The organism is Rhodanobacter sp. A1T4 (genome assembly GCF_014207185.1).
Lineage (GTDB): Bacteria > Pseudomonadota > Gammaproteobacteria > Xanthomonadales > Rhodanobacteraceae > Rhodanobacter.
The window spans coordinates 22,842-47,116 of the sequence record NZ_JACHCP010000013.1 but is presented as its reverse complement, the minus strand read 5'-3'; the positions used below and the strand labels follow the sequence as shown (position 1 = coordinate 47,116).

Sequence of the window (24,275 nt, the reverse complement as noted above, 5' to 3'; positions counted from 1 at the left end):
TATCCGCTGGCGGCGCCACGGCCAGCGGTTGTCTCACGAGGACTTCCTTTGCGCTTGCAAATCAGAATTTGATCGTGGCGCGGGCCCAGAAATAGCGTCCAAGGGTGTCATAGGTGGAGGTATCCACGTTGTAGTTCGTAGCGTTCTGGTAGGACAGCGGCGGAATCTTGTTGCTGAGGTTATCCACGCCGATGTCGAACCGAGTGTGGATCGCCGGCACCTCATAGCCGACCTGGATCGAGTGATAAAGCACCGAAGCCATCGGTATATTTACATTGGGGATGTCGGCATCGGCATTGAGGTTGGTCACCTTGTTGACGTATCGGGTCTGCCACTGGGCGCTCCAGTTGCCCTTCGTCCAGTTGAGCGACAAGGTGCCACGCCAGCGAGCGATGTTGCCAAACTGCGCGCTATAGGTGCCGGCGTAGTCGATCGTCGATGCGCTAGCTTGGCCGGGAGTTGCATCGTTCTTGTAGGTGGAGGTGTAGGTGGTATTGAGGCCGACCTTGAACCGCCCCGGGTCAAAATTGCCCAGATCGAAATGCGGGATCTGGTAGTTCAATGTGAAGTCGATGCCAGTCGTGCTCAGGTTGCCCAGATTGACCGCAGGCGTGCTGACGTAATCTATCTGGCCGGCTTCTTGCGTGCTGTCATCGTAGCGGTGAATGTAGGAACAATATGGGCTGTTTTCATTGTTGAAGCAGGAGCTCACCGCAGTTTGCGCGGTCAGCGTGGTCAGCGTGTCCGTCAGATAGACGTGCCAGAAGTCGAGCGTGGTAGACACGCCGGGCAACCAGCTGGGGTCGTAGACCAGGCCAATATCGACGGACTTGCCTTGTTCGGGCTTCAACGATCCGCCGAGGACCTTGCTACCGGAGGTCAAGCCGTCTATCTGCTGGCCCTGGGGTGTGTAACCGACCGACACGTATTGGCACGCGTTGGCGTGTTGCGCGAGCTGCGCGGAACTGAGATTGGTGCACGGATCGTTCAGATTCGGGTTGGTGATGTTGTAGCCATCGTAGAGTTCGTCAAGATTTGGGGCGCGGAATACCTGGGAAATGGTGCCCCGCACCAGCAGATCGGCGATCGGCTTCCATTCGAGCGCGATCTTTTTGTTGGTGTCGACGGCGGTAGTGCTGTAGTCCGAAGTGCGGATGCCCAGGTCGAGGTTCAACGACTCGGCCCATGGCTGTTGGGAGAGCAGCGGAATCAATGATTCGGCATACAACTCCTTGACACTGTCTGCTCCCCGGCCTGGGCCGCCGCAGGCTTCCTGCACCAGCTGGCAGCTGAGCGAGTCGACATCGAGGATGGCGTCGTCGCTTACGGTGTAGTTCATCGACTCGTGGCGATACAGGGCGCCCACGGACAGCATGATCGGGCCTGCCGGCAGATCCCACAGCTCGCCACTGGCTTGGAATTGAACCTGCTTCTGGCTATCGGTCTTGACATAGACTGGCGTATCCACGGCAGAGCGCAATGCTGAAGTGACCGCCGGGCTGGACTGATCGAAGATATTCGCCCCGTTGTTGATGGCGGTCTGCAGATCGTCAATGTTGAGCTCGTTGAAGTCGTTCTGCTGGCGCTTCGAATAGCCGTAATTGAGCGAGGCATCCCAGGTCCAGCTGCTCTGGCCGAAATTGCCGCGCAGGCCAGTATTCAGCTGCAGGTTGTCGGTGGTGAAGGTATGCAGGCGGGTGCCAAGTCCGGTAAGTCGGGTGTTGAATCCATAACCGCTGTTCGTGCCGCCGCCCGGAGGCGTGCCGAAGGTGATGCCGAACGGATTGTTTGGGTTGCTGGCGAGCACGTACCAACCGTCGCTGTTCGCCGAAGTCCCCTCGGGGGCGTCCTGGCCGCTGGAATGGGTGTGGTCGTAGAACACGTTCGCATAGCCGGTGATATCGTCCGTGAATTTGTAGGTGCCGAGCGCGAAGGCGTTGGTACGCTCCTGCTCGGTCTCGATATAGTTGTATGCGTTGTAGTTGAAGGTGTCGGAGGCTCCGCGGTAGCAGCGATAATCGCCCTGGCTCGATCCGCTGCCCTGTGCCCGCGTGACGTAGCCTGAGCTGCAGCCGAGCTGGCTAACGAGGGCAGGTACCTGAATCTTGCCGGTCGGGATGTTGCTGGAGCCGGATGGCGTGATGACGCCGCTCGACAGGTAGAGCTGATGCGCGGAGAAGTCGCGTCGGGTGGCGAGCACGGGGTCGTATTTGTTGTAGTCCAAGCCCACGACGATACTGCCGCGTTCGCCGCTTTCGCCGAGCGTAAGGTCGAATCCGTGCCGCTGGCCATCGCCGTGACTGGAAATGCCATCGTTGATGCTGAGCTCGGCACCCTTGAAATCCTTGCGCAGGATGAAGTTGACCACGCCGCCGATGGCGTCTGAGCCGTACACCGTGGAGGCACCTTCGGCCAGGACGTCGACCCGCTCGATCATGCTTTGTGGAATCATGTTGAGGTCTTGATTGGCCAGGCGCTGGCCATCAACCAGCATCAAGGTGCGGTCTTCGCCCAGTCCGCGCAGTGAAATGCGCGCTGCGCCATCGCCGCCTTCCAGATTGGGGCTTGCGACACCACCGCCGTTGGTGTTGTTCTGGGTGTTGGTGGCGTTACCTTGGACGCTGGGAAGTTGCTGGAGCGTATCGCCCAGAGTCAATTTGCCCGAGGCCTCGATATTGGCGCGATCCAGGGTTACCACCGGGCTGGCCGTTTCGCTATCCACGCGGCGGATCAGCGAGCCGGTGACGGATACTGCCTGCAGGGTTTTTGCCTTGTCTTTCGATGGCTGGTCCGGCTTGGCCTGGCTGCTCGCGGCGGCATCGGTGGTGGTGGTGGTCGAGTCTTGTGCCTGGACCGCGCCAGCCACCGAGAAAACACCTATGGTCAAAGCCAGACGTACCGCCATGGATAGGTGATTCAAGTCGTATTTCATGTGCTTTCCCCGTTGAAGTAGAGCGATGCGCGGTACGTGATCGATGCGCAGCGTTGAGTGCAGAACCACACCCGGTTACGCCAAATAGAGCACCCCCCGTGCTCATCTGGCTGCCGTCGTTATTTACTCTGTCACCGGGGACCACTTCCCAATATCCGCAGCGAACACGACGTTGCAAGAACCGAAAATCGTCGCGTCGCAAAACCCTGTCCCCTTACCGACTGTTACAGAAACATGATCGTAAGAAAAGACTTCAAATGAATTTAATTTTGCAACGCAACATGCAACCCCGAAAACCAACTTGGACAAGTGGCCTTGCCGCGGGACAGAAAAGCATTACGCGTGGCTGCTCCGCTGCCGGCCAAAACGCTGTCCTGCGGCCATCACGCTGGCTTGCCAACAAGGCAAGATCAGTTGTATCTGGGGGATGACTCGCGATCCGATCACCGCACTCGGGATTTCTGGCTTGGGGCGGCGCGTCAATTTTTGGATTAGTGATTACGCGGGCTTCTCGCCTTCAGCGAAGGTCCGCGATATCGCAGGATCATAGGGCCAAAAAAAACGGCGCCAAGGCGCCGTTCTTCATCGCAGTGGAAACGCTTCAGTGGCCGTAACGCTGTTGCAAAAGCTCGAATGTGGCGCGCAGGCCCATCGCCTCGCCACCGCGCGGTCGACCGGGACGGTCGGCGTCGTTCCAGGCGTAGGTATCCAGATGCATCCAGGGAATCTCGCTAGGCACGAAGCGTTCCAGATACAGCGCCGCGGTGATCGCGCCGGCGTGCCGCGAAGGTGCGGAGTTGACCAGATCGGCCACGTGCGAATCGAGCATCTTCCGATACGGTTGCCACAGCGGCATCGGCCAGACCGGATCGTTCACGGCACGACTGGCTGCCAGCATCGCGCTGGCCAGTGCGTGGTTGTTGGCAAACAGTGCCGGCAGATCCGGACCCAGCGCGACGCGCGCCGCGCCGGTCAGCGTGGCGAAATTCAGCATCAGGTCCGGCTTCTGTTCGCCGCCGTAGGTCAGCGCATCACACAGCACCAGCCGGCCTTCCGCATCGGTGTTGTCGATCTCCACCGTGATGCCGGAGCGGGTCGTGATGATGTCGCCCGGGCGGATGGAGTTGCCAGACACCGCGTTCTCTATCGCCGATACCAGCAAGGTCAAACGCACCGGCAACTTTGCCTGCATGATCAGCCCGGCCAGGGCGATCGCATGGGCCGCGCCGCCCATATCCTTTTTCATCCAGCGCATGCCGTCGCCGGTCTTGATGTTGAGGCCGCCGGTGTCGAAGCACACGCCCTTGCCGATGACCACCAGCTTGGGGTGTGAGGCCTTGCCCCAGGACAATTCGATCAACCGCGGCTCGCGATGGCTCGCTCGGCCGGCAGCATGCAGGGTGGGAAAGTTGGCCTTGAGCAGTTCGTCACCGACCCACTCGCGCACCTTTGCCTTGTAGGTTTTGCCGAGTTGTTTGATCGCTGCGGCGAGATGCTGTGGACCCATGTCCTCAGTCGGCGTATTGACCAGATCGCGCACCTGCGCGGTGGCATCGATCAGCGGCTGCAGTTTTTTCAAATCATTCGCTGCAACGGCGAGCGTGGCCGGTGCGCGTTTGGCTTTGCGGTAGCGGTTGAACTGATAGGCGCCTAAAGCCCAGCCCAGGGCGACCTGCATCGGATCGGTGATCGTGCTTTCGTCGGCCAGGTGATAGGTTGCCTCGGGCAGCGTTGCCGGAAGCCCGCTGAGGGCGCCCAGCGAATCGCCCGCATGCACGCCAGCCAGCACGCGCACCAGTTTGCCGGTGGTGTCGTTGATCAGGGCGAAGGTGCCGGGATTGGCAACGAATCCGCCTTCGTCCAGCGCGCGGCGCTGTGGGGCAGTCAGGCGCTTGCGTGCAGCGGCAAGATGCGCCGTGTCGACGGCTTCAATGGCAATGCTTTGGCGTGCACCAGCGGTGCGTTCGATCAGGGCAGACATGCGGCTTTCCTTTTAGCTCTTGTTGGAACGGGCGGTGCCGATTCCAAAATATTCCACCGCGCATGATGCCCGCTTTGCCAACGGCTGACTATGTTGTCGGTGGTTGCCGTTCAAGCCATTCGACCAGGGCAGTCATGTCCGGCACATCCAGATCGGGTGCATTGCCCAGATCGGCTGGCCAGGTTGCGCCGTGTCGATTGATCCACGCGGTGCGCATGCCGGCATCACGTGCACCGACGACGTCCAGTTCCGTATCGTCGCCGATATGCAGAATGTTTTCCGGCGCGACACCGAGGCATTCCGCAGCAGCCAGAAAAATGCGCGGGTCGGGCTTGGCGGTACCGGTGTTACGAGCGCTGATGTGATGTTGGAAGTGCCTGTGGATACCAACGCGTTCGAGGTCGGCATTGCCGTTGGTCAGGCTCGCCAGCGGCCAGCGCGCGGTGAGGCGCATGAGTGCCGGCAGGCTGTCCGGGTATAGCTCCACGCTGTTGCGTGCAGCGAAGTAGATTTCCCACAGTGCATCCACCGGTGCGGTGGCGATACCGCAGCTGGCAAAGGCGTGTTGCAGGGTGAGCTGCCGCTGCGTGCTGAAATCGTGGGCCAGGTCGGGCCGCTCGATGGCGACCTTCATGCGCAGCTCGCGCATCGCCGTGACCGGCCATGCGCGAGCAACATCGGGATGGTGCAGCTGCAGCCACGCGTCAACGGCGTGATCGGCGCGTTCCAAAGCCGGCAGTACCGGCCACAGCGTGTCGTCGAGATCCAGCGTTAGGGCAAGTATTCGCACGTCGCTGAATTGAAGCGATCAGCGATTGCTGACGCGCAGCGACTGACCCAGTTTGACGTTGTTGTCCTTCAGGTGATTCCAGTCGCGCAGTTGGGCCACGTCGACCGAGTGCTTCCTGGCGATCGAGAACAGCGTGTCGCCCTTGGTTACGGTGTAGCTCTTGCCGCTTGCGCTGGCCGTGCTCTTGGTTTCGGCAGCGCTGACTTTCTTGGTCGCTTTGGCCGGTGCGTCTTCGTCGGCGGTTTTGGCGGCATGCTTGTCGGCCTTGGATTTTTTCGATGCCAGCACCGAACCCTTCACGTGCGCAAAGCTGGTGACAGCCACCGCGGCGACGCTGCCCTTGACGCCGGTGATCTGGGTCTTGTCGCTGACCGCTGCAGTGTTGGCACCGTGAGCGCCTGCTGCAAGTGTGCCGGAGACGGCAGAAGCCACAGCGACGCGCGACGCTTCGCTGGCGACAGGCGCCGAGCTCGGCACGGTCACCGGTGCGATGTGGCTGGCGTGGCCACCGGTCTCTGCCAGGATACTGTTGCGACGGCTGACGTCGATCGACGCCAGCGCGGCACCGTCACTGAAGGGCACCACGCCATGCCGGCGCATCGCAGCCTTGGCGGCATCGGTCTGCAGGAAGTCGATGAACGCGCTGACGTCGGCGGCCTTCGGGTTACGCGGGTTCGTCACCAGGTACAGCGGGGTGAACAGCACATAGCTGCCGTTGCCGACCGTGGACACCGTCGGCGTGATGCCGTTGATCGGAATCATCTTGAGCTTGGGGTTCGATGCCGCGTCCGCCATGGTGGCAACGCCGAGACCGTTGGGGTTGAGGCTCACGCCCTCCTCAAGCTTGTGTGTGTTGACGTACAGGCGCGGCGCGGCCACCGGCTGGTTGCCGTGACCGAAAAGCAGCGTGCGCAGGCTGTATTCCACGCCGTCACCCGGGCTCGCCACCGCGTACAGGTCGATCGGTGCGCTGCCGCCGCCCACTTCACTCCAGTTGGTGATCTTGCCGAAGTAGATGTCGTGCAGCTGCTTCAGCGTGAGGTTGCTGACCGGGTTGGCCGGATTGGTCACCATCACCAGCGCGTCCCATGCGACCGGGGTAAAGGTCAGATCGGTGTTCTGCGAGCTACCGTCGCTCGGACGTGCACTGCCGGCGAGATCCGCTGTGCCAGTCGCCACGGCATCAATGCCGGATGCGGTGTTGAATGGCTGCAGTTCGATCGAACCGTGGCCGGCTTTCTCCCAGGCCAGCGCCACTTCGTCGACAACGCCCTGCGCCGTGGCCACGTCACCACGCCAGATCAGGCTCGGACCTTTCGCGACGGTGGTTTTCGCATGCGACTTCGTATGCGTGGTCTTGGCGGCAAATGCGGAGGTGGCGAGGCAGGCCCCAATCAGGGTGACCGACAGCAAGCGGGCAAGACGAAGAGACATGTGATGGAGAACCCCGATAGAAAGTGAGTGGCGTAAGTATGGCGCGTTGCCGATGCGCATATATGAAGGCTGACAGGGTATTTCATCGGCCTGAACGTAAAACATCAAGCGCTTTCATGTATTTATGTTCAGACAACGCGACCGTGCACGGGTCCATGTGTGTGAAGACATGGCCGCCGATGTCGATGGAGTGGCCATCCATGGCTGCTTTCTTTGGTGCGACCGCACAGGCTTCGCTGACCTTGTGAGACCTCTTAATTGATGACTACATAGCGGTTGTTGCCGTCGGCATGCGCCACGATCAGCACCAGCTGGCGCAGGTGCACGTTGGCCAGCCCACGCAATACGCTGACGCTCGGGATGCGCTGGTTGCCGATGCCGACCACGATGTCGTCGGTCGTCAGGCCGGCCAGCGCGGCGCGACTGTTCGGTTTCACCGAGCTCACGACGGCACCGAACATGCCCTGGCCGCGCTGGTCGTCGCTCAGGTCGCTAAAGATGACGCCGGCCAGTCGCGCATCCAGCTTGCCGCCGTCGACGCTGCTGAGTTTTTCCGCGCTCAGCGTGACGTTGACGATGCTGCTCTTGCCATCGCGCACCACGCCGAGTTGCACATTGCTGCCCAGCGGCAGCAGACCTTCGGTGTTGCGCAGTTCTTCCACGCTGTGCAGCGGCTTGCCGTTCAGCGTGGTTAGCACATCGCCCGGCTGCAGGCCGGCCTGTTCAGCAGCTGAACCCGCGCTGACGCCAGTGACCACCACGCCGTTGGTGTCATTGAGTGCCAGCAGCTTGGCAATGCGCGGCGTGATGGCCTGCGTCTGCAGCCCCAGGTTGCCGCGCTCGACTTTGCCATGCGCCAGCAGCTGTTCCATCACCTCGCTGGTAATTGCGGTGGGTACCGCGAAGCCGATACCGACATTGCCGCCCGAGGGCGAAAAAATCATCGTGTTGATGCCGACCAGTTCACCGCGCAGGTTCACCAGTGCGCCGCCGGAGTTGCCCGGGTTGATCGATGCATCGGTCTGGATGAAATTCTGGAATCCTGTGCTGCCCGAACTCGCGCTGCCCAGGCCTGAACGCCCGAGTGCCGAAACGATGCCTGAGGTCACCGTCTGCCCCAGTCCGAACGGGTTGCCCACGGCCACCACGTAATCGCCCACGCGCAGCTGGTTCGAATCGGCCAGCGGCAGCGCCTGCAGGTGATCGGCGGGAATCTGTACCACCGCCACGTCGGTATCCGGATCGGTGCCGATGCGCTTGCCTTTGAACGTGCGCCCATCCTGCAAGGTCACACTGATGTCGTCGGCACCGCCAACCACATGATTATTCGTCAGCACGTAACCCTTGGCCGCATCCACGATCACGCCTGAGCCCAGGCTTTGTTCCACGCGTTCGCGCGAACCGCCCGGCAGACCAAAAAGCTGGCGCACCACGGGATCGTTGAAGTAAGGGTTCTGCACCTGCACGTGCTTCTTGGACGAGATATTCACCACCGCCGGCGTCACTCGTTGCAGCATCGGCGCCAGCGACGGCATCGGCTGGCCGTCGATCGCCGGGGGCATGGCGGCACGGCTGATCGTCGGTACGCCGCCTATGGCAAGCGCCGCCAACACGGCGGTCAGCCAGGGCAGAAAGCGGAAAGGGCGTAACGGCATGGTTCCTCCTTAACGATAATGAATTCAGTACACGACATGACCAGGTAGCGCAGTTTCGACCTGCGCTGCCTGCGGCGGTTCCTTGCGACGGCGGATTTGTGAAATTGCATGCATAACTACTTTACATCGGCGGACGTCAGGGGTAACGTCACTAATCGATGGCGACCACAACATCTTGTGTCTGGTTGCTGAAATTCAAACTAGCTCTGGTGTCGAACGTCTAACGATCTCAGGGGAGCCGTTGTCGTTGATAAGTAGGCGACACATGGGTTGGAGGGCAATCCTCATGGCCTGACTATCGTCACAAAACAGCAAGATATCGCCGCAGATTCGGTCACGCAGAAGCACGGCACTAACGCAGTCGCACCAACCAAAAACAATTCGAATAATAAGTAACCGGGCCGCAAGGCCGTAACGGGAGTAAGGAAGCCGATGAGCACATTGCGTGCGCCAACCACCAACCCCATGAGTCGCGATGCCGCCGTGGAAATTCCGCTGCAACCTGCCTCATACGACATCTGGGACAAAAAGTATCGTCTCAAGGCCAAGTCGGGCGAACCAGTCGATGGCAGCATCGACGAAACCTATCAGCGCGTCGCGCGCGCACTGTCCGATGTCGAAGCCAGCGACGAGCTGCGTGGCCATTGGTACGAAAGATTTCTGTGGGCGCTGCGCCGCGGTGCGATCCCCGCTGGCCGCATCACCTCGAACGCTGGCGCGCTGGCGCACAAGCCCGCGACCAGCACGATCAACTGCACGGTCTCCGGCACCATCCGCGATTCGATGGACGACATCCTGGAGAAAGTCCACGAAGCCGGCCTCACGCTGAAAGCCGGCTGCGGCATTGGCTATGAATTTTCCACGTTGCGTCCGCGCGGCGCGTACGTCTCGGGCGCTGGTGCCTACACCAGCGGCCCGCTGTCGTTCATGGATATCTACGACAAGATGTGCTTTACCGTGTCGTCCGCCGGTGGTCGCCGCGGCGCGCAGATGGGCACGTTCGACATCAGCCATCCCGACGCGAAAGAGTTTATCCGCGCCAAGCGCGAGGACGGTCGCCTGCGTCAGTTCAACCTGTCGCTGCTGATCACCGACGGTTTCATGGACGCGGTGGAAAACGATCAGGACTGGCCGCTGGTCTATCCCGTGCACGTGAAGGAAAAGCACGAGATCGATCTCGCCGATGCCAGCAAGGTCGTCTGGCGTGAGTGGCCCACGCACGAAAACTACATCGATCGCGAAGACGGCCTGGTCGCCTGCAAGATCTACAGCACCATGCGCGCGCGGCACCTGTGGGACATGATCATGGTGTCCACCTATGACTTCGCCGAGCCGGGCTTCATCCTGATCGACAAGGTCAACGAGATGAACAACAACTGGTGGTGCGAGCATATCCGCGCGACCAATCCTTGCGGAGAACAGCCACTTCCTCCCTACGGCTCCTGCCTGCTCGGCTCGATCAATCTCACCACCTTCGTGCGTGACCCGTTCGGCCCCAAGGCGCGCTTCGATTGGGACGAGTATCGCGAGGTGGTGAAGGTGTTCACCCGCATGCTCGACAACGTGGTCGAGATCAACGGCCTGCCGCTGCCGCAGCAGCGCAACGAGATCGAATCCAAGCGCCGTCACGGCATGGGTTTCCTCGGCCTGGGTTCCACCATCACCATGCTCAAGCATCGCTACGGCACCGCCGAAGCGGTCGCCTTCACCGAAGACGTCTCGCGTGAGATGGCCGTCGCCGGTTGGGAAGTCGCGCTCGAGCTGGCCAAGGAAAAAGGCCCTGCACCGATTCTCGCCAAGGACTTCACCGTCACCGGCGACATGCTGCGCAAGCGCCCCGAAATGATTGCCGACGGTTACAAGGTCGGCGACAGCATCCCCGGCCGCGTGCTGCACGCCAAGTACAGCCGCTACATGCAGCGCATCGCCGAGGTGGCGCCCAACCTGGTTGCCGAGCTGGCCGAGACCGGCGCGCGCTTCACCCATCACAGCTCCATCGCGCCCACCGGCACCATCTCGCTGTCGCTGGCCAACAACGCCAGCAACGGCATCGAGCCGAGCTTTGCGCACCACTACTCGCGCAACGTAATCCGCGAAGGCAAAAAGTCGAAAGAGAAGGTCGAGGTCTACAGCTACGAGCTGCTCGCCTATCGCGCGCTGATCAACGCCGAGGCGCTGCCGTTCACCGACGTGGTGGCCAACAAGCTGCCAGAGTACTTCGTCTCCGCCGACGACATCAGCCCGAAAGAGCACGTCGACATCCAGGCCGCGTCGCAAAAGTGGATCGACTCGTCGATCTCCAAAACCGCCAACGTGCCCACCGATTATCCGTACGAAGATTTCAAGGACATCTATTTCTACGCCTACAAACAAGGCCTGAAAGGATGCACTACCTTCCGCTTCAACCCCGCCGCTTTCCAGGGCGTGCTGGTGAAAGAAGCCGATCTTGAAAACACCCTCTACCGCTTCGAACTGGAAGACGGTAGCGTTGTCGAACTGAAAGGCAACGAGCAAGTGGAGTACGACGGAGAGATGCATTCCGCCGCCAACCTCTTCGATGCCTTGAAGGAAGGTTATTACGGCAAGTTCTGACACGTCGCACGCGTTCTGCGTGCGGCGAAATCAAAATCGCTCATCGGAGGGGAACCCACCATGTCCATCGACACCGAAGTAGAAAACACCACAGTCGTACCACCCGTCACGGAAGCACCGGTTGTCGTCGAGACGCCACCATCACCGGCTCCAGCACCGGTCGCCGCACCAGCCGTTGTTGTTGCCGAGAAGCCGGCTGCCAAAAAAGCCCCGGCCAAGAAAGCCGTCGCCAAGCCGGCCGCCGTGAAAAAGGCTGCGCCGGAAAAGGCCGCTGCCAAGAAAGCAGCGCCCAAGAAGGCCGCCGCTAAAAAGGCTGCACCGAAGAAAGCGGCTGCCAAGAAAGTCGCTGCCAAAAAAGCCGTAAAGAAAGCAGTGAAGAAAGTCGCCAAGAAAGTGGCCGTTAAAAAGGCGCCGGCCAAGAAAGCCAAGCCCGCCCAAAAAGCCGCTGCCACCAAAAAAGGTGCAAGCACCGTAAAAGGTGTAAACAAGAAAGTCGCCGTGAAAAAATCCAGCACCAAAAAGACCGTGACCAAGGCCGTCAAGAAAGTGGCCGGCAAGGTGGCCAAGAAAGCCGCCTCCGCCAAAAAGGCCGTCAAGAAAGTTGTCGCTAAGGTCGTAAAGAAGGTCAGCAGCAAAAAGTCGGCTACAAAGAAAGCCGCGCCCAAGAAGGCGGTCGTCAAGAAATCCGCCAGCACCAAGAAAGGTGCAAGCACCAAAGGTGCAAGCAAGAAAGGTGCAAGCAAGAAAGGTGCAAGCAAGAAAGCCGTCGCCAAGACGGTGAAAAGGTCCACTGCCAGCACCGTAAAAGGTGTAAACAAGAAAGTGGCCGTAAAGACGGCAAAGAAATCTGCCGCCAAGAAAGCTACTGCAAAAAAGAAGTAAGCCGTACCGCATCCGGTCCGGCCACGCGCCGGGCCGGGTGTTTTTCACCGCGTTACCCTCCGCGCCAACTGCGCCGCGTGAGCCAGTCGCACCGCCAGGCACCTTTCATTCGCTGCCCGCAAGCACCATATCTATCTCTATAACGCCCCAACACAGAAGAACATCATGGCGACCAAAATCGACAAAAAGATCACCGGCTACAACGTGGTCAAACCCGAAGACAAGGTCGCTGCGGTCGCTGTGCCCGCCACGGCCAAAGAGCCGCCGATGGCCGAAGTGATCCAGATGCACGAAAGCGTGGAGCGTCCCGAGACGCTGGTCGGCTCCACCTTCAAGGTCAAGTCGCCGCTGTTCGAGCATGCGCTGTACGTCACCATCAACGATATCGTGCTCAATGCGGGCACTGCGCACGAGCAGCGCCGTCCATTCGAGATCTTCATCAACTCGAAAAACATGGACCACTTCCAGTGGATCGTGGCGCTCACCCGCATCATGTCCGCCGTGTTCCGCAAGGGCGGCGACGTCACCTTTATCGTCGAAGAGCTGAAAGCCGTGTTCGACCCGCGCGGCGGCTACTTCAAATCCGGCGGCGTCTACATGCCCAGCATCGTTGCCGAGATCGGCTCGGTGGTGGAGCAGCACATGAAAAACATCGGCATGATCCACGACCCCGAGATGGACGAGTCCACCCGCCAGCTCATTGCCGACAAGCGCGCCGCCTACGAGGCCGCCAGTGCAAAAAAAAACTCTGATGTAAACGCAGCGCCAGTAGCAACTGCCGCAACGTCAGCCAGCACCAGCGACAACAAACCCAAGCTCAACGCCGCCGGCTTCCCGCCAGGTGCCACGCTCTGCGCCAAGTGCAACACGCAGGCGCTGGTGCTGATGGACGGGTGTCAGACGTGTTTGAATTGTGGGTATTCGAAGTGCGGGTGAGGCAGGGGGTTGAAGATCCCCGTGTAAACAGTTCGTGTGGGGACACCTAAAAGGCGCTAGCACTGATCCCTTAAGTTGCTAGTAGCGGCGAGCGCTATCGCGGAGAAGCTTGGTGTGCCCAATGCCACTCTGTCATTTCACCTCAAAGAGCTGTCTCACGCTGGCTTGGTCGTGAGTCGGCAGAGTGACCGGTTCGTGTACTACTCTCCTGCGATCGAAGCAATGAATGATCTCATCGGCCACCTAACCGATCATTTTTGCAGCCAATCTGGCGCCAACTACGATGCGGTCAGTGCCTCGTGCGAATCAAGCAAAATCAAGAAAACGAAGGCGACGTCACGCCTCAATCAGCGCAAAGCTATCGCCTAAAAATTCGCGCACCGGCAAATCCAGGCCGTTACTGATATCAAGACGAGTGCTCAGATTTCGGGTGCCCCAGTTCGACCGACAACGCTGCCAGACAGCCCATATCCTGTTCGTGCATGCATATTCCATTCGAAACCGGCCACCCCTAACGATGCAAGCCCGCCATCTGGAATGCTCTCAAACCCGCCACCCGAAATGGCCTGAAAGCGCTACCAAGATGAGGCTGGTTCGCCGACTATCGCGTTACCAGGGCGAACGGGACGCGCAAGTGACGGAGCACGGACGGCGGATAGATGTACTTGCAGTTTCGCTGAAGGGCCGACAAGCTGCGAAGGGAAGAAGTCGACCCGTTGCTGCCGGTCGCGAGCGTCCGCTTTGGGGCGTCTAATTTTCCGGGAGTAGCGGCAAAATAGTGGCCGTGCGAGCAGACCCGATGCGATCCGTTATACGCCGATAGCTAGGGCCATTTTCGCTGCTTCTAAGGCGGAAGAGCACCAGCAAAAACCTCGCCGTTGCGTCCGATAATGTCTGTGAAATTTTTTAGTCCCACACGCTTACGACCGGCGCACCCGTGTGCATAGAAAATTAAATAAAAGCTGAAACCCGGGTCTTGAAAACACGCCGAAGGAAAAATATATTTTTGCGCGCCGGCTATCCAGACGGCACTGCAACTTCATCGTGAGGTGGCAGATTCCATATTGCTCCTAGGAGGATATGTCATGCGTACCAATCTCGATTTTGCTCCCCTGTACCGTTCCAGCGTGGGTTTCGACCGCGTGTTTGCCCTGCTTGAAAACGCCTCACGCGCGCAGGCTGCCGACAACTGGCCGCCGTTCGACACGGTCAAGCTCAACGACGACGCCTATCAGATCACCATGGCCGTGGCCGGCTTCGCCGAAGGCGAGCTGGACATCTCGATGCAGCCGAACCTGCTGATCGTCAGCGGCGAACGCAAGTCAAACGACGAGAACGTCGAGTATCTGCATCGTGGCATTGCCAATCGGGCGTTCACTCGTCGCTTTGAGCTTGCCGATCACGTGCACGTGACCCAGGCTCAGCTGATCAACGGCCTGCTTACGATCGAGCTAAAGCGAGAAGTGCCCGAGGCGATGAAGCCCCGCAAGATCGCCATCGGCGCAACGCGCGAAGCGAGCCAGCCGAAGCTGGTGGAAAACCGCGCCGCGTAAGATCGCCACTCCGCGGGATCGATCGGGCTTAGCCGTGGTGGCTGCTGCGATAGCAACACGACTACCCCGATGATCTTGGGGGGGGGGAACGGGCGGCTCGCTACGTGCGAGCCGCCTTTTTTATGCAATGAAAATGACTACGAGAAGATGCCGAGACCACCGTAAGGAAGGGAACAGGGCGCAGAGACGCAATCGATCACGACAGAAAGAGCTTGGATTGACGACCACGAGTACTGCCTGCGGCCAGAGCCACTTGCTGGCGAAATGGGAATAACGCGGACATGGAGATCACGGGCACGTCTGAAGCGTATTCGGTACGCTCGGGCAGTGGCGCTCTCGCGACTCGCGGCTTCTGCCCGCAATGTGGCTCGCCATTGTTTACGCGCGGCGATGCCAACCCAGGATTCATGTCCGTTCGCTTTCCAACGCTAGATGACGCTTCGGCGTTTCAGCCGACGCTGGACATTTGGACGGCCAGTGCGCAACCGTAGGTTTGCCTTAGTCAGGCCATTCCACACTATCCTCAGTTACCCTGATTCAGGCATTCGCAGTTGCTGCCCCACTATTCGTCCCAGGCGGACGGCGACGCCGCCGTTTAACTCTACGTTAGCGTTCACATCATGATCCATCGGGACTACAACGGAACGGGAAAATGGACTGTCGCCGCTGTCAAGGCGCGGCATGCCGAATATGCTGCTCGTTTCGGAGTAACTGATCCGCAGACACTCTCTCCAAAGGTTCATATACAGGGCGAAGTCCAGTGGACGTATCCGATCATGGATGCTGTGATCGATGGTATTAAGGCAGGCGACCCCGCTTGCTCAGCCATTGGCGTCGAATTCATCGAGGAGGACTGCAGGTTTCCTTTTGGCCGGAGGCTTAAGAGCACCACTGCGCGAGCATTGCGACAAACTCAGTTATCCCGTGCGCTTATTGTGCGTATTCAGCGCCGAATTACCGACATGCTCCTAGCTGGTGACACACCTCGCGAGTTCAGGGAGTATGCGAAGCTCCTGCGAAAAGTGGGGTTCGACGAGTTCTGGCCACGTATCCAAGCCAACCCTCCACATGGCAGCAAATACGCCATGCGCTACTTTGGCTACTTCCGCTCCATTCAAGAGCGCTCCGCGGCCGTTGTCCGATTGAGCGCTAAGAATTCATTCGAACCGAAGCCGATTCGCGGCTCGGCTAATTAGCGTTAGGTCTTCCATATGCGTGCTTTCTTAGTCATTCTCGCAGCGCTTTCGCTCTCCCAAGATGTATGGAGCGCCGAGCGCGATGCAAACCTGCAACTTGCTGCACATGCGCAAGCGCAGGAATCGCAATCACAGGCGACTCTTGGCATAACCCTTCGTGAAATATCCCTATTACTACAAGCCGACCCGCATGTATTTGCTCGAAAGGAGACTTTAGAGCAGGACGGTTCTTGGTCTTTGCTCAAAGATCTTGAGGTCAAAGGATTCGTGGAAATCCACGAGTCGCATACGCTGCCAGACGGCGATGCAAAGATGCTGGGTGTTTCAGTCGTCCAGTATCGCGCATCTGTTAAAGGTCGAGCAGTAGTTGCTGCCATCAACACTAAGTAACCTAACATTTCGTTCAAGGCGAACGGCTACGCCGGCGCTTAACTCCAGCGTTAGACGCCGAGGAGACATCATGACAGTGAAGCGTATGGACAACGTCGGCATCGTGGTGGAAGACATCGATGTTGCCGTTGAGTTCTTCACCGAACTCGGCCTTACCCTCGAAGGCCGCATGCCCATCGAAAGCGAATGGGCAGGCCGTGTCACCGGAGTGCGCGGCCAGCGCGTTGAGATCGCCATGATGCGCACCCCCGACGGCCACAGCCGCATCGAGCTCTCGCGCTTCGACGCTCCCGCCATCGCATCTGATCACCGCACAGCCCCCGTGAACTCGTTGGGATACCTGCGCGTCATGTTCGCTGTCGAGAACATCGACGACACCCTCGCCAGGCTTAGCAAGCTCGGTGCGACGGTGGTCGATGAAGTCGTCAATTACGAAGATATCTACCGGCTCTGCTACATCCGGGGTCCCGAAGGAATTCTCATCGGGCTCGCCCAACAGCTCGGGCAGCAGACTTCACGAGAGAATCCCACGGAACGTAAGCGTTGAAAACTCAGAGGTTGCTACGGAGTGGCTGCGGTAACATGCCATACATCGCGGCAGCGGCCGCTTAGCTCAAGCGTTAGGCTGTTCAATTCCTGCGCATGTCGAGGTTTCAATGATCTTTGCCGAAATGGAATATTTGGAGGATCACTGGGGCTTCCATGAAGAATTGAAGGAGTTTCTGCACGGTCATTTTCGCGTCTCGAATCGGGCGTCCAGGGCGACTCTTGGTTTTGGATTTTTGATGGCGAACAGAAAGTAGCAATCGACACGTTCTCATTAATGAAGCACCAAGTTAAATCAGACAGGGCTGGACAGAACGTCCAGAAAGTCATCAATACTCTTCTACTCAAATACCAAGTAAATGTGTACGCCGAGCCAAAACTGGAGTGGCATGAAGATGTCTAGGTTGCTGACCGACTCGTGCCGCTCCGCCTGTACAATTCATTCAAGGCGGATGCTTCCGGCGCCGCTTAATTCCAGCGTTAGCCCTTATGAAGAATGCTCCACCCGGATACAAGTGTCCGTTCTGCGGTATTGCTGAGACGCTTCCATCGCCTGCTCCAGAATCAGCCGTTATCTTGGTGGATGCCAATGTGTTCGCTTTGGTTCCGACTCACCACTACGCCGGAATAAAAGGCAACTGCTTGGTGGCACCTCGGGGCCACTATGAGAACGTGTTGGATATCCCGGACCACCTTGGCAACGACTTCTTTCGTGCCACGCGTCGCCTAGCGCACGCTATGCAAAATGCCTTCGGTTGTGAAGGAATCTCCACTCGCCAACACAACGGGCCAGTCGGCAATCAAGATGTGTGGCACTACCATCTTCATGTATTTCCTCGCTATTCAGATGACGGACTGTATGCGGGGCAGAAAGTGCTCTACACCCCCGAGGAGCGCATTGAATTGGCAGCCACTCTCCGGGCTGCTTTGCGATAGATGCACTTGGCTTGTGGGTCGGGCTACCTGGACGCACCATGCAGGCCTAACAATTCATTCAAGCCGCTGCAGATAGGCTGCAGTAAATCCAATTCTTCGCGGCAGCGGCCTCTCAGCTTAAGCGTTAGGCACACAAGGAGACTCAGGCATGAAGCTGCAAACAATTTCGGTATCAGCAGCAATGGCGTTTCTACTGGGGCTTGTGCAGACGTACTTTCTGCCTATGTGTTGGGCTTATCTAAACGTACACAGCCCTTTGCTCGGTTGGCTTATCGACCTGGGACTGCGTAGCACTGCATTGCACGCCACCTTGTTGCCAATTGATCTTTTCATCAACGTGGTTCTTTCCCTTCCTGCAGCATTCGTACTCGTGAAGCTGCGTCCAGCAAGAATCTCCTTGTATTTGCTATGGGCGGTGCTTCCACCGTTTGTCTGGCTCAATCGTATGTTGATCGGCAATATGTATTTGGGTCACTTTTTTGGCCAGTTCGCTCTTGGCTGGCTGCCTGCGCTATTTGCTCTACCTGTTGCTACTTGGTTGTTGTCGCTCGTAGCTAAGCCAAGCTTGCCTAACAACTCATTCAAGGCGGACGCCGCTTAACTCTTGCGTTAGCGAGCATGAAACAATGGTTTCTCTATCCCTTGGCAGCCACAGCAATAACAGCATTGCTGCACTTGTTCGTCGGTGTACCTCTGGGCTTATCAGCACTCATCGCTTTCATCGGCTGGCCCCTCATTGGTACAGCCATCACGAGTGACGATGACTTTGTTGGTGGCTTTAGCAATCCGGACGGAATGGCGAAGCCGGATTGGGAAACAGCTGAGTACTGGGGCAAGTTATCTAGTGGTGGCGCCGCGGTCTGTGTTGCATTCTTAATGCAGCTAGGTCTTGGTGCTCCTTGGCCAGTCTGCTTAATTCCAGCTGCTCTTTTGTTGGCACTCGCGTCTCTTTTGTTGTTGCGCCGAGCCCGACGTGTATCGCACCATGCGGGCTAACTACTCGTTCAAGGCGGACGGCTTCGCCGCCGCTTAACTCCAGCGTTAGCGCTCATGTCGACACTACTTACATGCAGTTGGATCGCTCTGGCCGCTGACATCGTACTGTTCAACGTCCTGTACTTCTGCGTCGTCCTTTTGCGGGTAAATGATGCTGGTGGCAAAGTTAGGAGCGACGCGTTTTTCAACTTTGGGCCACTGAACTACGTGCCAAAATATCTACGGCTTCTGACGCCACAGGAGAGCTCACGGTGGTACAACATCTTCATCAAGCACTCCTTGGCAATCACAGCAGTTCTGGCCTTGGCTTTCATGGCTACGCTGGCGCTGTCGTAGCTCCAAGGCTGCGCTAACAATTCGTTCAAGGCGGGTGGCTACGCCGCCGCTTAACTCCAGCGTTAGGTGACCAAGTTGAAGCTCCGCAATTTGATAAAGATTTTCAGCTTCCTTTGGGGCGCGTTAGCCGCCTTGCTCGGAGTGACTTGGCTCTTCGTGGCGGCATCGGGCGCGGTCAAAACCGGCCCTATCGCTGGCTATGTTGCCGGTGTGGGATTCCTGCTTGTTGCAGCACCACTTCTGACATTTCCCCTTTCCAACCGAATCGCGGAGTTGTTGCTTGCTGTTGCCCTGCTTGCTCTTGCGCTCGGTATGCTTTGGCTCGCATTTCAACCTAACTTGCCAACCAGTCATCCCGTGCTTGTCCAAGTGGCTGCGGTTGCATTTGCTGTAATGTTGCTCGCACGTGTCGGACTTGCTCTGCGTCGCAATCGTTCGGCATTAGGCATCAGAAAGGACTCTTAGCACGATGCGAATTTTCTTTACGAGTGCTGCGGTATCTCTCGTCGCGACCTTGGTCGTGCTGGTTTTGCTTATCTTTTTCCTCGGCAGTTACACCTACATCCCTACCGCTGCGTCGGCCAATCTAAGCGGTGTGCCGTTAGCGCAGCAGGCGGCATGGATCGCAGCCAATACAAAAGTGGTTAGAGGCCTGCGCTACGCAAACTTCGTCGCCATTGACCCCACGATGCGCTCCACCGTCCTTTCTGCTGCATCATATGTATTCTTGTTCGGCTGGGTTAGCGCGTTTGCAGGAGCATTTTTACAACGTCGCCGCAAAGGTGCCTAACATCTCTTTCAAGGCGGACGGCTTCGGCGCCGCTTAACTTCAGCGTTAGGCCTTATGGATATTACTTACAAGCTGAAGCCCGACTCGAACTACTTCCGCAAGGTGGTTGACCGCTACTATCAGCAAAAGCCGTTTCTGCTGCATCTTCATGTTCAATTCGGGCTTCTAGCTGCGTTGCCCCTGCTTGTCTTAGCCTACGCGTTTATAACTCGCGCCCCCTGGACATCCGGCGCGCTAGTTAGCGCCGTCTTGCTTGTGGCTGTCTGTGCTGGTTCTGTGTATCTAACCAAGGCGCTTATTCTAAAACGGCTTCTAAAGTCTAAAGATTTTGGCCTGGATACAACCATTACTATCTCCGTTGAAGGCCTAACCACATTTAATTCTCGCGTGCAGAGTAAAATCGAATGGAGCGCTTATCCTCGTTCCGTACGTTATCCAGACGGGATATTGCTACTTCGGGCAAGAGCAATTCGTTGGCTCCCCGATTCCGCACTTCTTGATTCGTCGCCAGAACTTGCAACAAGCTTGGTTCAGTCAAAAACAGATTTCAGGCGCATTGCCTAACATTTCATCCAAGCGGACGGCTACGCCTCCGCTCAATTCAAGCGTTAGGCGGCATATATGACTATGCGCAATGCTCGTTTCATACTGGTGCTGGTTGGAGTCTTGCTGCCTTATGCAGCACGCTTGCCACATGGTATCGAATGGCTTCAGCAGTACACCGACGAGAGTCTTGGTGGTTGGCTATTTTTCGCGGCTTTCAATGCCATCGCATGGGGTGCAATCCTTGCAATTAGCTTCATGTACCGGCGGCCAACTTCACTAGTTGCACCATGCCTACTTGGCTTCGGCTTCCTTACTTGGGCGCATACTGCTCTAGACCTAAGAGCAGACGCGCAAGCTGCTATCGCGCTAATTTTTATTCCAATCTACGCGCTTGTACCAATTGCGGTAGGCGGGGCAATTGGTTACATCGTAGATCGGAGACTGCGGCGCTATGATGCCGTTTAACAGTTCGTTCAAGCCGAAGCCGCTTTGCGGCTCGGCTTAATTCAGGCGTTAGGCCTCAATCGGAAAATTTGTGCAGGCTAACTTCCTTCTTCATTTGCAGCACAATTGGCCGCTGGCTGCTATTGCGCTTGGGCTACTGTTGCTTGTTCCAATCGTGCTTGTTACGGGTGTATTCCCAACCAATCAAGGCCGCGTGCTTCGCTCTGAAGATCCTGAAAGCTACTGGCGCTGGGTCGTGGGTTTTGCTCTGTTGTCGCTGGCCTGCTTAGTTGTTCTCATCGGCTCGTATTTTCTTTCTGCCAAGTGATCGGTTGGCCTAACAACTCGTTCAAGGCGGACGCCTTCGGCGCCGTTTAACTCCAGCGTTAGGCTTCACACCGTGAAATCTCTCGTACCTTCAATACTGATGACGGCAAGCTTGCTCTATTGGTGGTTCGTAACTGTTGAACACTTGCGCCGTACTGGAGTTATGCCTAGCCAGAGCTTAGGTTTCCTTGGACTCATCTTGGTTTTCACCTTTGTTGGCACCGTACTGCTTGCGTTACCGGCCTACCTTCTTCTTAGGCGTTGGAGCTTCTTGGAACGCTTGCCAATCCTCTTCGCCGGAACGCTCATTGGCTGGCTATTGATCAGTTTTTCTGACGAAGGACGCTTGTGGGAGCATCCCGAAGGGTTCGCCACGGGTATGGTTGCGGCGCTTACGTTTTTACTAGTTCGCGGCAAATGTATCTCGCAAGATGGCCGGAGCTAAGGTCCGCCACCCAAAGCGGACATGACTCAGGACAGAAATGATGGAAACGATAATGGCGGCAGTGCTGGTGCTGAACCCGATAGTGGAAAATAGATGAGACGCGAAAGTTCGATATGGGTGGTGATTTCTGCATGTCTACTGGTTGCCGGCTGCACCACGCCCCAGACGAAACCTCCGTCGCCCACGGCAGCCGGTAATGCGTCATGGCGAGAAGACACTCCGTCGGATGGCTCCCACTACACAATGGAACCGGGCGATACCTTGAGTGGTGGGGCGCTTGTCAAACAGGCAACACCTGTCTACCCAGCGGACCAGCTGCCGACGTGCCCGCCAGCACAGGAAGTTGAAGCGCTGCTCATAGTGGACAAGACGGGCAAAGTAAATGAAGTGCGCGTCGCAGACGAGGCGAAGGCTGTTCCGAGCAGACACGAGTTCATACATGCAGTGCGCACGGCCGCTCTGCAGTGGAATTTCTCTCCACTCAAAATCGATCGTTGGAGTGCTGCTCCAGACGGCAAGGGTCTTCAGGATATCGGCGAAGTTAAGTCTTTCAGTCGCAACTATGCGTTTCGCTTTGAGTGTCGCGCCGGCAAGGCCGCGGTCACAAGCGGTGTCGTTGCCTCTCCGGCTGGATGAGCTAGCTAGGCGAATGTCTGCTTTCCACCGATAGTGTTGAAAAACTCGCTTCGAAAACTCGAGATCGTTTAAAGCGGAAAAATCTGGCCGTGACAATCGCTTTCTGTCGGCCTGAATGTGCAAATTTGTACAGAATTGAATTGTCGTTGCCATCGCGATTAAGAATTTGGACGTCTATTTGTTAAGTCGGAGTTTTTCAACACTATCCACCAATTGCGGGCAGTCGACTCGGCGCGACATATCCGACCGCTTTCAAGTTGGAACAGACGTTCATTTACTCCTATGCTCGGCGGCACCAGTGTCCGGAGAACAGTGGTAAATTGCTGAGCAAAATTAACGACGATTGCACTTTGGATGGGTTCAATGTCTTTCTCCAATCTGGAGGACGAATTCAGTGGAATTTGGTGTCGGTCGCTTAATCAGACGTCACTGAACGCTTTGACGCCAGAACTCATTGAAAAATGGGCTAGCGAAAAGCGGCTTATCAATCCGGTCGCGAAGCTTGCAGATGTCGGGGTTTTCCATCCGACGCCGTGCATTGTTCTGATCGTCGAAGGTGGCAAAGCATGCTTCCCGACCATTCCGGTTTCCGGCGATGAGAACTGGCAAATAAGGCGAAAACAACACGACGACCAAGCCGATCTTTGGGACAAAGTCGAGTGGTTTATGCCGCTATGGCTACCGATGGGTGAAATTTCTAAGCTACTTGCTTCCGTCAGGCATGTGACGAGAGAGCGGGCGCTCGATCTTTTCAAATATCACACGTCAACCCTTTATACATTGGCCTTCCAGGCGGTTTGCATCGAACAGATCTTGCCCCTCGCTCGCAGCCTTAAAGAAATCGTGCCATTAGCGCGGGAAGCTTATCTAGGCGCATATAGCGGCTATTGGGCTACCAGTGTCGGAGCATTGATACCGGCGATCGAAGGCAGTCTCACAAGAATTGTTTCTGATCTCAGTACAAAGGCTACCGCACCGGACAAGATTGATCATGCTGTGAACCGCGCAATAGAGACTGCTGCACAACTACATTTTGACCGTATGTGGGTGCCGCCAGAGTATAAGACTTGTGACTATCTATTCGGGCAAGACGAGCGTGTTTTCGCCTTTGAAACATTTCGAAGGTGGCTCAAGAATCATTTTTTCTGCAATACCCACGAATATCAGGGGGTGACCTGGCTGAATCGACACATGTTCGCGCACGGCACCGCGGCGTCATGGCAGCAACCGGCGAATTTCGCTCGAATGGTGGTCGCGCTTGCGACACTCGCAGCCATCGAATCCTGGTACGACGCCTCTCATAGCGTCTCGTTTTTTCTCCCTGCCATGAATGACGACAGCACCTTGCTATGGCAACAGGCGCTGCTTCGGGGCGATGTTCAGATGAAGCTGAAGCTCGCCGAACAGGATCATTTCCGAAAATATGGGCGCTTGGTTCCGCCATTGCCAGCAGACAATGGCGTACTCCTCCGCAAGGCGCTCCTTTCCCAGCAATGTATGACGGATTTGGTTCGACCTTTACGCGATGCTGGCTGGAGTGTGAAGGTCAATGAGCCCGACGATGAGGCGCTCTATATGACCGTCGATGCTTTCCACGGTGAAAGAAGTTTCAGTTTCGCATTGTTGTACAGCTGCGGAACTGAAAATGGTATTTACAAAATTCTCGCTAACACATGCGCGGCTATCCTCTATTGCGGTGCTCCTTATCAGCAGGATTCATTTGCCCATGGAATTTCGGTCCACGTCGGACCTGTCTTGGGCTGGCAGCCGCCCAAAGCGGCTTAAATGCATGCGATTACATATCGGGAAGTCGACTGAGCTTCAAATGGTCAGTCACTCGCGACCAACTTTGCGCCAGCAAAAGCCATTACTGCTCGATTCGTCCGTGGCTTCATCGCCGAACCGTTCTTATTGGTGACCGTAAGAGATGCG

The 24,275-nt window shown here is 57.4% G+C and carries 23 protein-coding genes and 1 pseudogene; 19 read left to right on the top strand and 5 right to left on the bottom strand.

Translation table 11 applies throughout. From position 1 onward, the window contains the following. Window positions 1-61: 61 nt before the first annotated feature. From HDE80_RS20970 to HDE80_RS20950, 5 genes are all read right to left on the bottom strand, one after another. On the bottom strand, window positions 62-2,932 hold the full coding sequence (locus HDE80_RS20970; RefSeq protein WP_184674167.1) for a TonB-dependent receptor: 2,871 nt from the start codon (window positions 2,930-2,932) through the stop codon (window positions 62-64). A gap of 601 nt (window positions 2,933-3,533) precedes the next feature. Further along, complete coding sequence (locus HDE80_RS20965; RefSeq protein ID WP_184674165.1) at window positions 3,534-4,913, bottom strand: leucyl aminopeptidase family protein; 1,380 nt, start codon at window positions 4,911-4,913, stop codon at window positions 3,534-3,536. Window positions 4,914-5,001: 88 nt separating this feature from the next. After that, window positions 5,002-5,703 carry an HAD family hydrolase gene (locus tag HDE80_RS20960; RefSeq protein ID WP_184674164.1) on the bottom strand — a complete coding sequence of 234 codons (702 nt, stop codon included), beginning with the start codon at window positions 5,701-5,703 and terminating at the stop codon, window positions 5,002-5,004. Window positions 5,704-5,721: 18 nt separating this feature from the next. Further along, on the bottom strand, window positions 5,722-7,137 hold the full coding sequence (locus HDE80_RS20955; protein WP_184674162.1) for a substrate-binding domain-containing protein: 1,416 nt from the start codon (window positions 7,135-7,137) through the stop codon (window positions 5,722-5,724). Window positions 7,138-7,391: 254 nt separating this feature from the next. Further along, a complete protein-coding gene (locus tag HDE80_RS20950) occupies window positions 7,392-8,792 on the bottom strand; it encodes a Do family serine endopeptidase (protein WP_184674160.1) in 1,401 nt (466 codons plus the stop codon). Between the two features lie 432 nt (window positions 8,793-9,224). Here HDE80_RS20950 and HDE80_RS20945 point away from each other — a divergent pair, with 432 nt between their 5' ends. From HDE80_RS20945 to HDE80_RS20850, 19 genes and pseudogenes are all read left to right on the top strand, one after another. Next, the gene (locus HDE80_RS20945) at window positions 9,225-11,384 is read left to right on the top strand and encodes an adenosylcobalamin-dependent ribonucleoside-diphosphate reductase (RefSeq protein ID WP_221437759.1); all 2,160 of its coding nucleotides are present in this window, start codon (window positions 9,225-9,227) and stop codon (window positions 11,382-11,384) included. A gap of 60 nt (window positions 11,385-11,444) precedes the next feature. Beyond that, on the top strand, window positions 11,445-12,266 hold the full coding sequence (locus HDE80_RS20940; protein ID WP_184674158.1) for a hypothetical protein: 822 nt from the start codon (window positions 11,445-11,447) through the stop codon (window positions 12,264-12,266). 165 nt (window positions 12,267-12,431) lie between these two features. Next, complete coding sequence (locus tag HDE80_RS20935) at window positions 12,432-13,202, top strand: NrdJb (RefSeq protein WP_184674156.1); 771 nt, start codon at window positions 12,432-12,434, stop codon at window positions 13,200-13,202. Window positions 13,203-13,286: 84 nt separating this feature from the next. Then, window positions 13,287-13,571, top strand: a pseudogene (locus HDE80_RS22405) (helix-turn-helix domain-containing protein); the annotation flags it as partial. A 716-nt stretch (window positions 13,572-14,287) separates the two neighbouring features. Continuing rightward, on the top strand, window positions 14,288-14,755 hold the full coding sequence (locus HDE80_RS20925) for an Hsp20 family protein (RefSeq protein WP_184674152.1): 468 nt from the start codon (window positions 14,288-14,290) through the stop codon (window positions 14,753-14,755). Between the two features lie 620 nt (window positions 14,756-15,375). Beyond that, window positions 15,376-15,951: a hypothetical protein gene (locus HDE80_RS20915; RefSeq protein ID WP_184674141.1), complete on the top strand. Its 576-nt coding sequence runs from the start codon at window positions 15,376-15,378 to the stop codon at window positions 15,949-15,951. A 15-nt stretch (window positions 15,952-15,966) separates the two neighbouring features. After that, window positions 15,967-16,341 (top strand): hypothetical protein, encoded by a 375-nt coding sequence (locus tag HDE80_RS20910; protein ID WP_184674139.1) that lies wholly within the window; start codon window positions 15,967-15,969, stop codon window positions 16,339-16,341. Between the two features lie 70 nt (window positions 16,342-16,411). Continuing rightward, complete coding sequence (locus HDE80_RS20905; RefSeq protein ID WP_184674137.1) at window positions 16,412-16,888, top strand: VOC family protein; 477 nt, start codon at window positions 16,412-16,414, stop codon at window positions 16,886-16,888. Window positions 16,889-17,376: 488 nt separating this feature from the next. Then, the gene (locus HDE80_RS20900) at window positions 17,377-17,823 is read left to right on the top strand and encodes an HIT family protein (protein ID WP_221437758.1); all 447 of its coding nucleotides are present in this window, start codon (window positions 17,377-17,379) and stop codon (window positions 17,821-17,823) included. 148 nt (window positions 17,824-17,971) lie between these two features. Continuing rightward, window positions 17,972-18,424, top strand: a complete 453-nt coding sequence (locus HDE80_RS20895) for a hypothetical protein (protein ID WP_184674135.1) — start codon at window positions 17,972-17,974, stop codon at window positions 18,422-18,424. A 17-nt stretch (window positions 18,425-18,441) separates the two neighbouring features. After that, the gene (locus HDE80_RS20890) at window positions 18,442-18,819 is read left to right on the top strand and encodes a hypothetical protein (protein ID WP_184674133.1); all 378 of its coding nucleotides are present in this window, start codon (window positions 18,442-18,444) and stop codon (window positions 18,817-18,819) included. A gap of 402 nt (window positions 18,820-19,221) precedes the next feature. Beyond that, window positions 19,222-19,620, top strand: coding sequence for a hypothetical protein (locus HDE80_RS20885; RefSeq protein ID WP_221437757.1), 399 nt, complete (start codon window positions 19,222-19,224; stop codon window positions 19,618-19,620). Between the two features lie 4 nt (window positions 19,621-19,624). After that, the gene (locus HDE80_RS20880; RefSeq protein WP_184674129.1) at window positions 19,625-19,945 is read left to right on the top strand and encodes a hypothetical protein; all 321 of its coding nucleotides are present in this window, start codon (window positions 19,625-19,627) and stop codon (window positions 19,943-19,945) included. Between the two features lie 54 nt (window positions 19,946-19,999). After that, window positions 20,000-20,509 (top strand): hypothetical protein, encoded by a 510-nt coding sequence (locus HDE80_RS20875; RefSeq protein ID WP_184674127.1) that lies wholly within the window; start codon window positions 20,000-20,002, stop codon window positions 20,507-20,509. Window positions 20,510-20,566: 57 nt separating this feature from the next. Further along, window positions 20,567-20,956 carry a hypothetical protein gene (locus HDE80_RS20870; protein WP_184674125.1) on the top strand — a complete coding sequence of 130 codons (390 nt, stop codon included), beginning with the start codon at window positions 20,567-20,569 and terminating at the stop codon, window positions 20,954-20,956. 70 nt (window positions 20,957-21,026) lie between these two features. Next, complete coding sequence (locus HDE80_RS20865; RefSeq protein WP_184674123.1) at window positions 21,027-21,263, top strand: hypothetical protein; 237 nt, start codon at window positions 21,027-21,029, stop codon at window positions 21,261-21,263. Window positions 21,264-21,335: 72 nt separating this feature from the next. After that, on the top strand, window positions 21,336-21,707 hold the full coding sequence (locus HDE80_RS20860; protein WP_184674121.1) for a hypothetical protein: 372 nt from the start codon (window positions 21,336-21,338) through the stop codon (window positions 21,705-21,707). Window positions 21,708-21,800: 93 nt separating this feature from the next. Beyond that, a complete protein-coding gene (locus tag HDE80_RS20855) occupies window positions 21,801-22,343 on the top strand; it encodes a hypothetical protein (RefSeq protein WP_184674119.1) in 543 nt (180 codons plus the stop codon). Window positions 22,344-22,706: 363 nt separating this feature from the next. Further along, on the top strand, window positions 22,707-24,128 hold the full coding sequence (locus HDE80_RS20850) for a hypothetical protein (RefSeq protein WP_184674118.1): 1,422 nt from the start codon (window positions 22,707-22,709) through the stop codon (window positions 24,126-24,128). Window positions 24,129-24,275 lie beyond the last annotated feature (147 nt).

Excerpts from the sequence above, each read along its gene's own strand:
- HDE80_RS20940 (WP_184674158.1), top strand. The coding sequence starts at position 11,445 with ATGTCCATCGACACCGAAGTAGAAAACACCACAGTCGTACCACCCGTC.
- HDE80_RS20875 (WP_184674127.1), top strand. The coding sequence starts at position 20,000 with ATGGATATTACTTACAAGCTGAAGCCCGACTCGAACTACTTCCGCAAG.
- HDE80_RS20895 (WP_184674135.1), top strand. The coding sequence starts at position 17,972 with ATGAAGCTGCAAACAATTTCGGTATCAGCAGCAATGGCGTTTCTACTG.
- HDE80_RS20915 (WP_184674141.1), top strand. The coding sequence starts at position 15,376 with ATGATCCATCGGGACTACAACGGAACGGGAAAATGGACTGTCGCCGCT.
- HDE80_RS20970 (WP_184674167.1), bottom strand. The coding sequence starts at position 2,932 with ATGAAATACGACTTGAATCACCTATCCATGGCGGTACGTCTGGCTTTG.
- HDE80_RS20965 (WP_184674165.1), bottom strand. The coding sequence starts at position 4,913 with ATGTCTGCCCTGATCGAACGCACCGCTGGTGCACGCCAAAGCATTGCC.
- HDE80_RS20890 (WP_184674133.1), top strand. The coding sequence starts at position 18,442 with ATGAAACAATGGTTTCTCTATCCCTTGGCAGCCACAGCAATAACAGCA.
- HDE80_RS20880 (WP_184674129.1), top strand. The coding sequence starts at position 19,625 with ATGCGAATTTTCTTTACGAGTGCTGCGGTATCTCTCGTCGCGACCTTG.
- HDE80_RS20950 (WP_184674160.1), bottom strand. The coding sequence starts at position 8,792 with ATGCCGTTACGCCCTTTCCGCTTTCTGCCCTGGCTGACCGCCGTGTTG.
- HDE80_RS20925 (WP_184674152.1), top strand. The coding sequence starts at position 14,288 with ATGCGTACCAATCTCGATTTTGCTCCCCTGTACCGTTCCAGCGTGGGT.
- HDE80_RS20850 (WP_184674118.1), top strand. The coding sequence starts at position 22,707 with ATGTCTTTCTCCAATCTGGAGGACGAATTCAGTGGAATTTGGTGTCGG.
- HDE80_RS20900 (WP_221437758.1), top strand. The coding sequence starts at position 17,377 with ATGAAGAATGCTCCACCCGGATACAAGTGTCCGTTCTGCGGTATTGCT.
- HDE80_RS20855 (WP_184674119.1), top strand. The coding sequence starts at position 21,801 with ATGAGACGCGAAAGTTCGATATGGGTGGTGATTTCTGCATGTCTACTG.
- HDE80_RS20870 (WP_184674125.1), top strand. The coding sequence starts at position 20,567 with ATGACTATGCGCAATGCTCGTTTCATACTGGTGCTGGTTGGAGTCTTG.
- HDE80_RS20935 (WP_184674156.1), top strand. The coding sequence starts at position 12,432 with ATGGCGACCAAAATCGACAAAAAGATCACCGGCTACAACGTGGTCAAA.
- HDE80_RS20910 (WP_184674139.1), top strand. The coding sequence starts at position 15,967 with ATGCGTGCTTTCTTAGTCATTCTCGCAGCGCTTTCGCTCTCCCAAGAT.
- HDE80_RS20955 (WP_184674162.1), bottom strand. The coding sequence starts at position 7,137 with ATGTCTCTTCGTCTTGCCCGCTTGCTGTCGGTCACCCTGATTGGGGCC.
- HDE80_RS20945 (WP_221437759.1), top strand. The coding sequence starts at position 9,225 with ATGAGCACATTGCGTGCGCCAACCACCAACCCCATGAGTCGCGATGCC.
- HDE80_RS20905 (WP_184674137.1), top strand. The coding sequence starts at position 16,412 with ATGACAGTGAAGCGTATGGACAACGTCGGCATCGTGGTGGAAGACATC.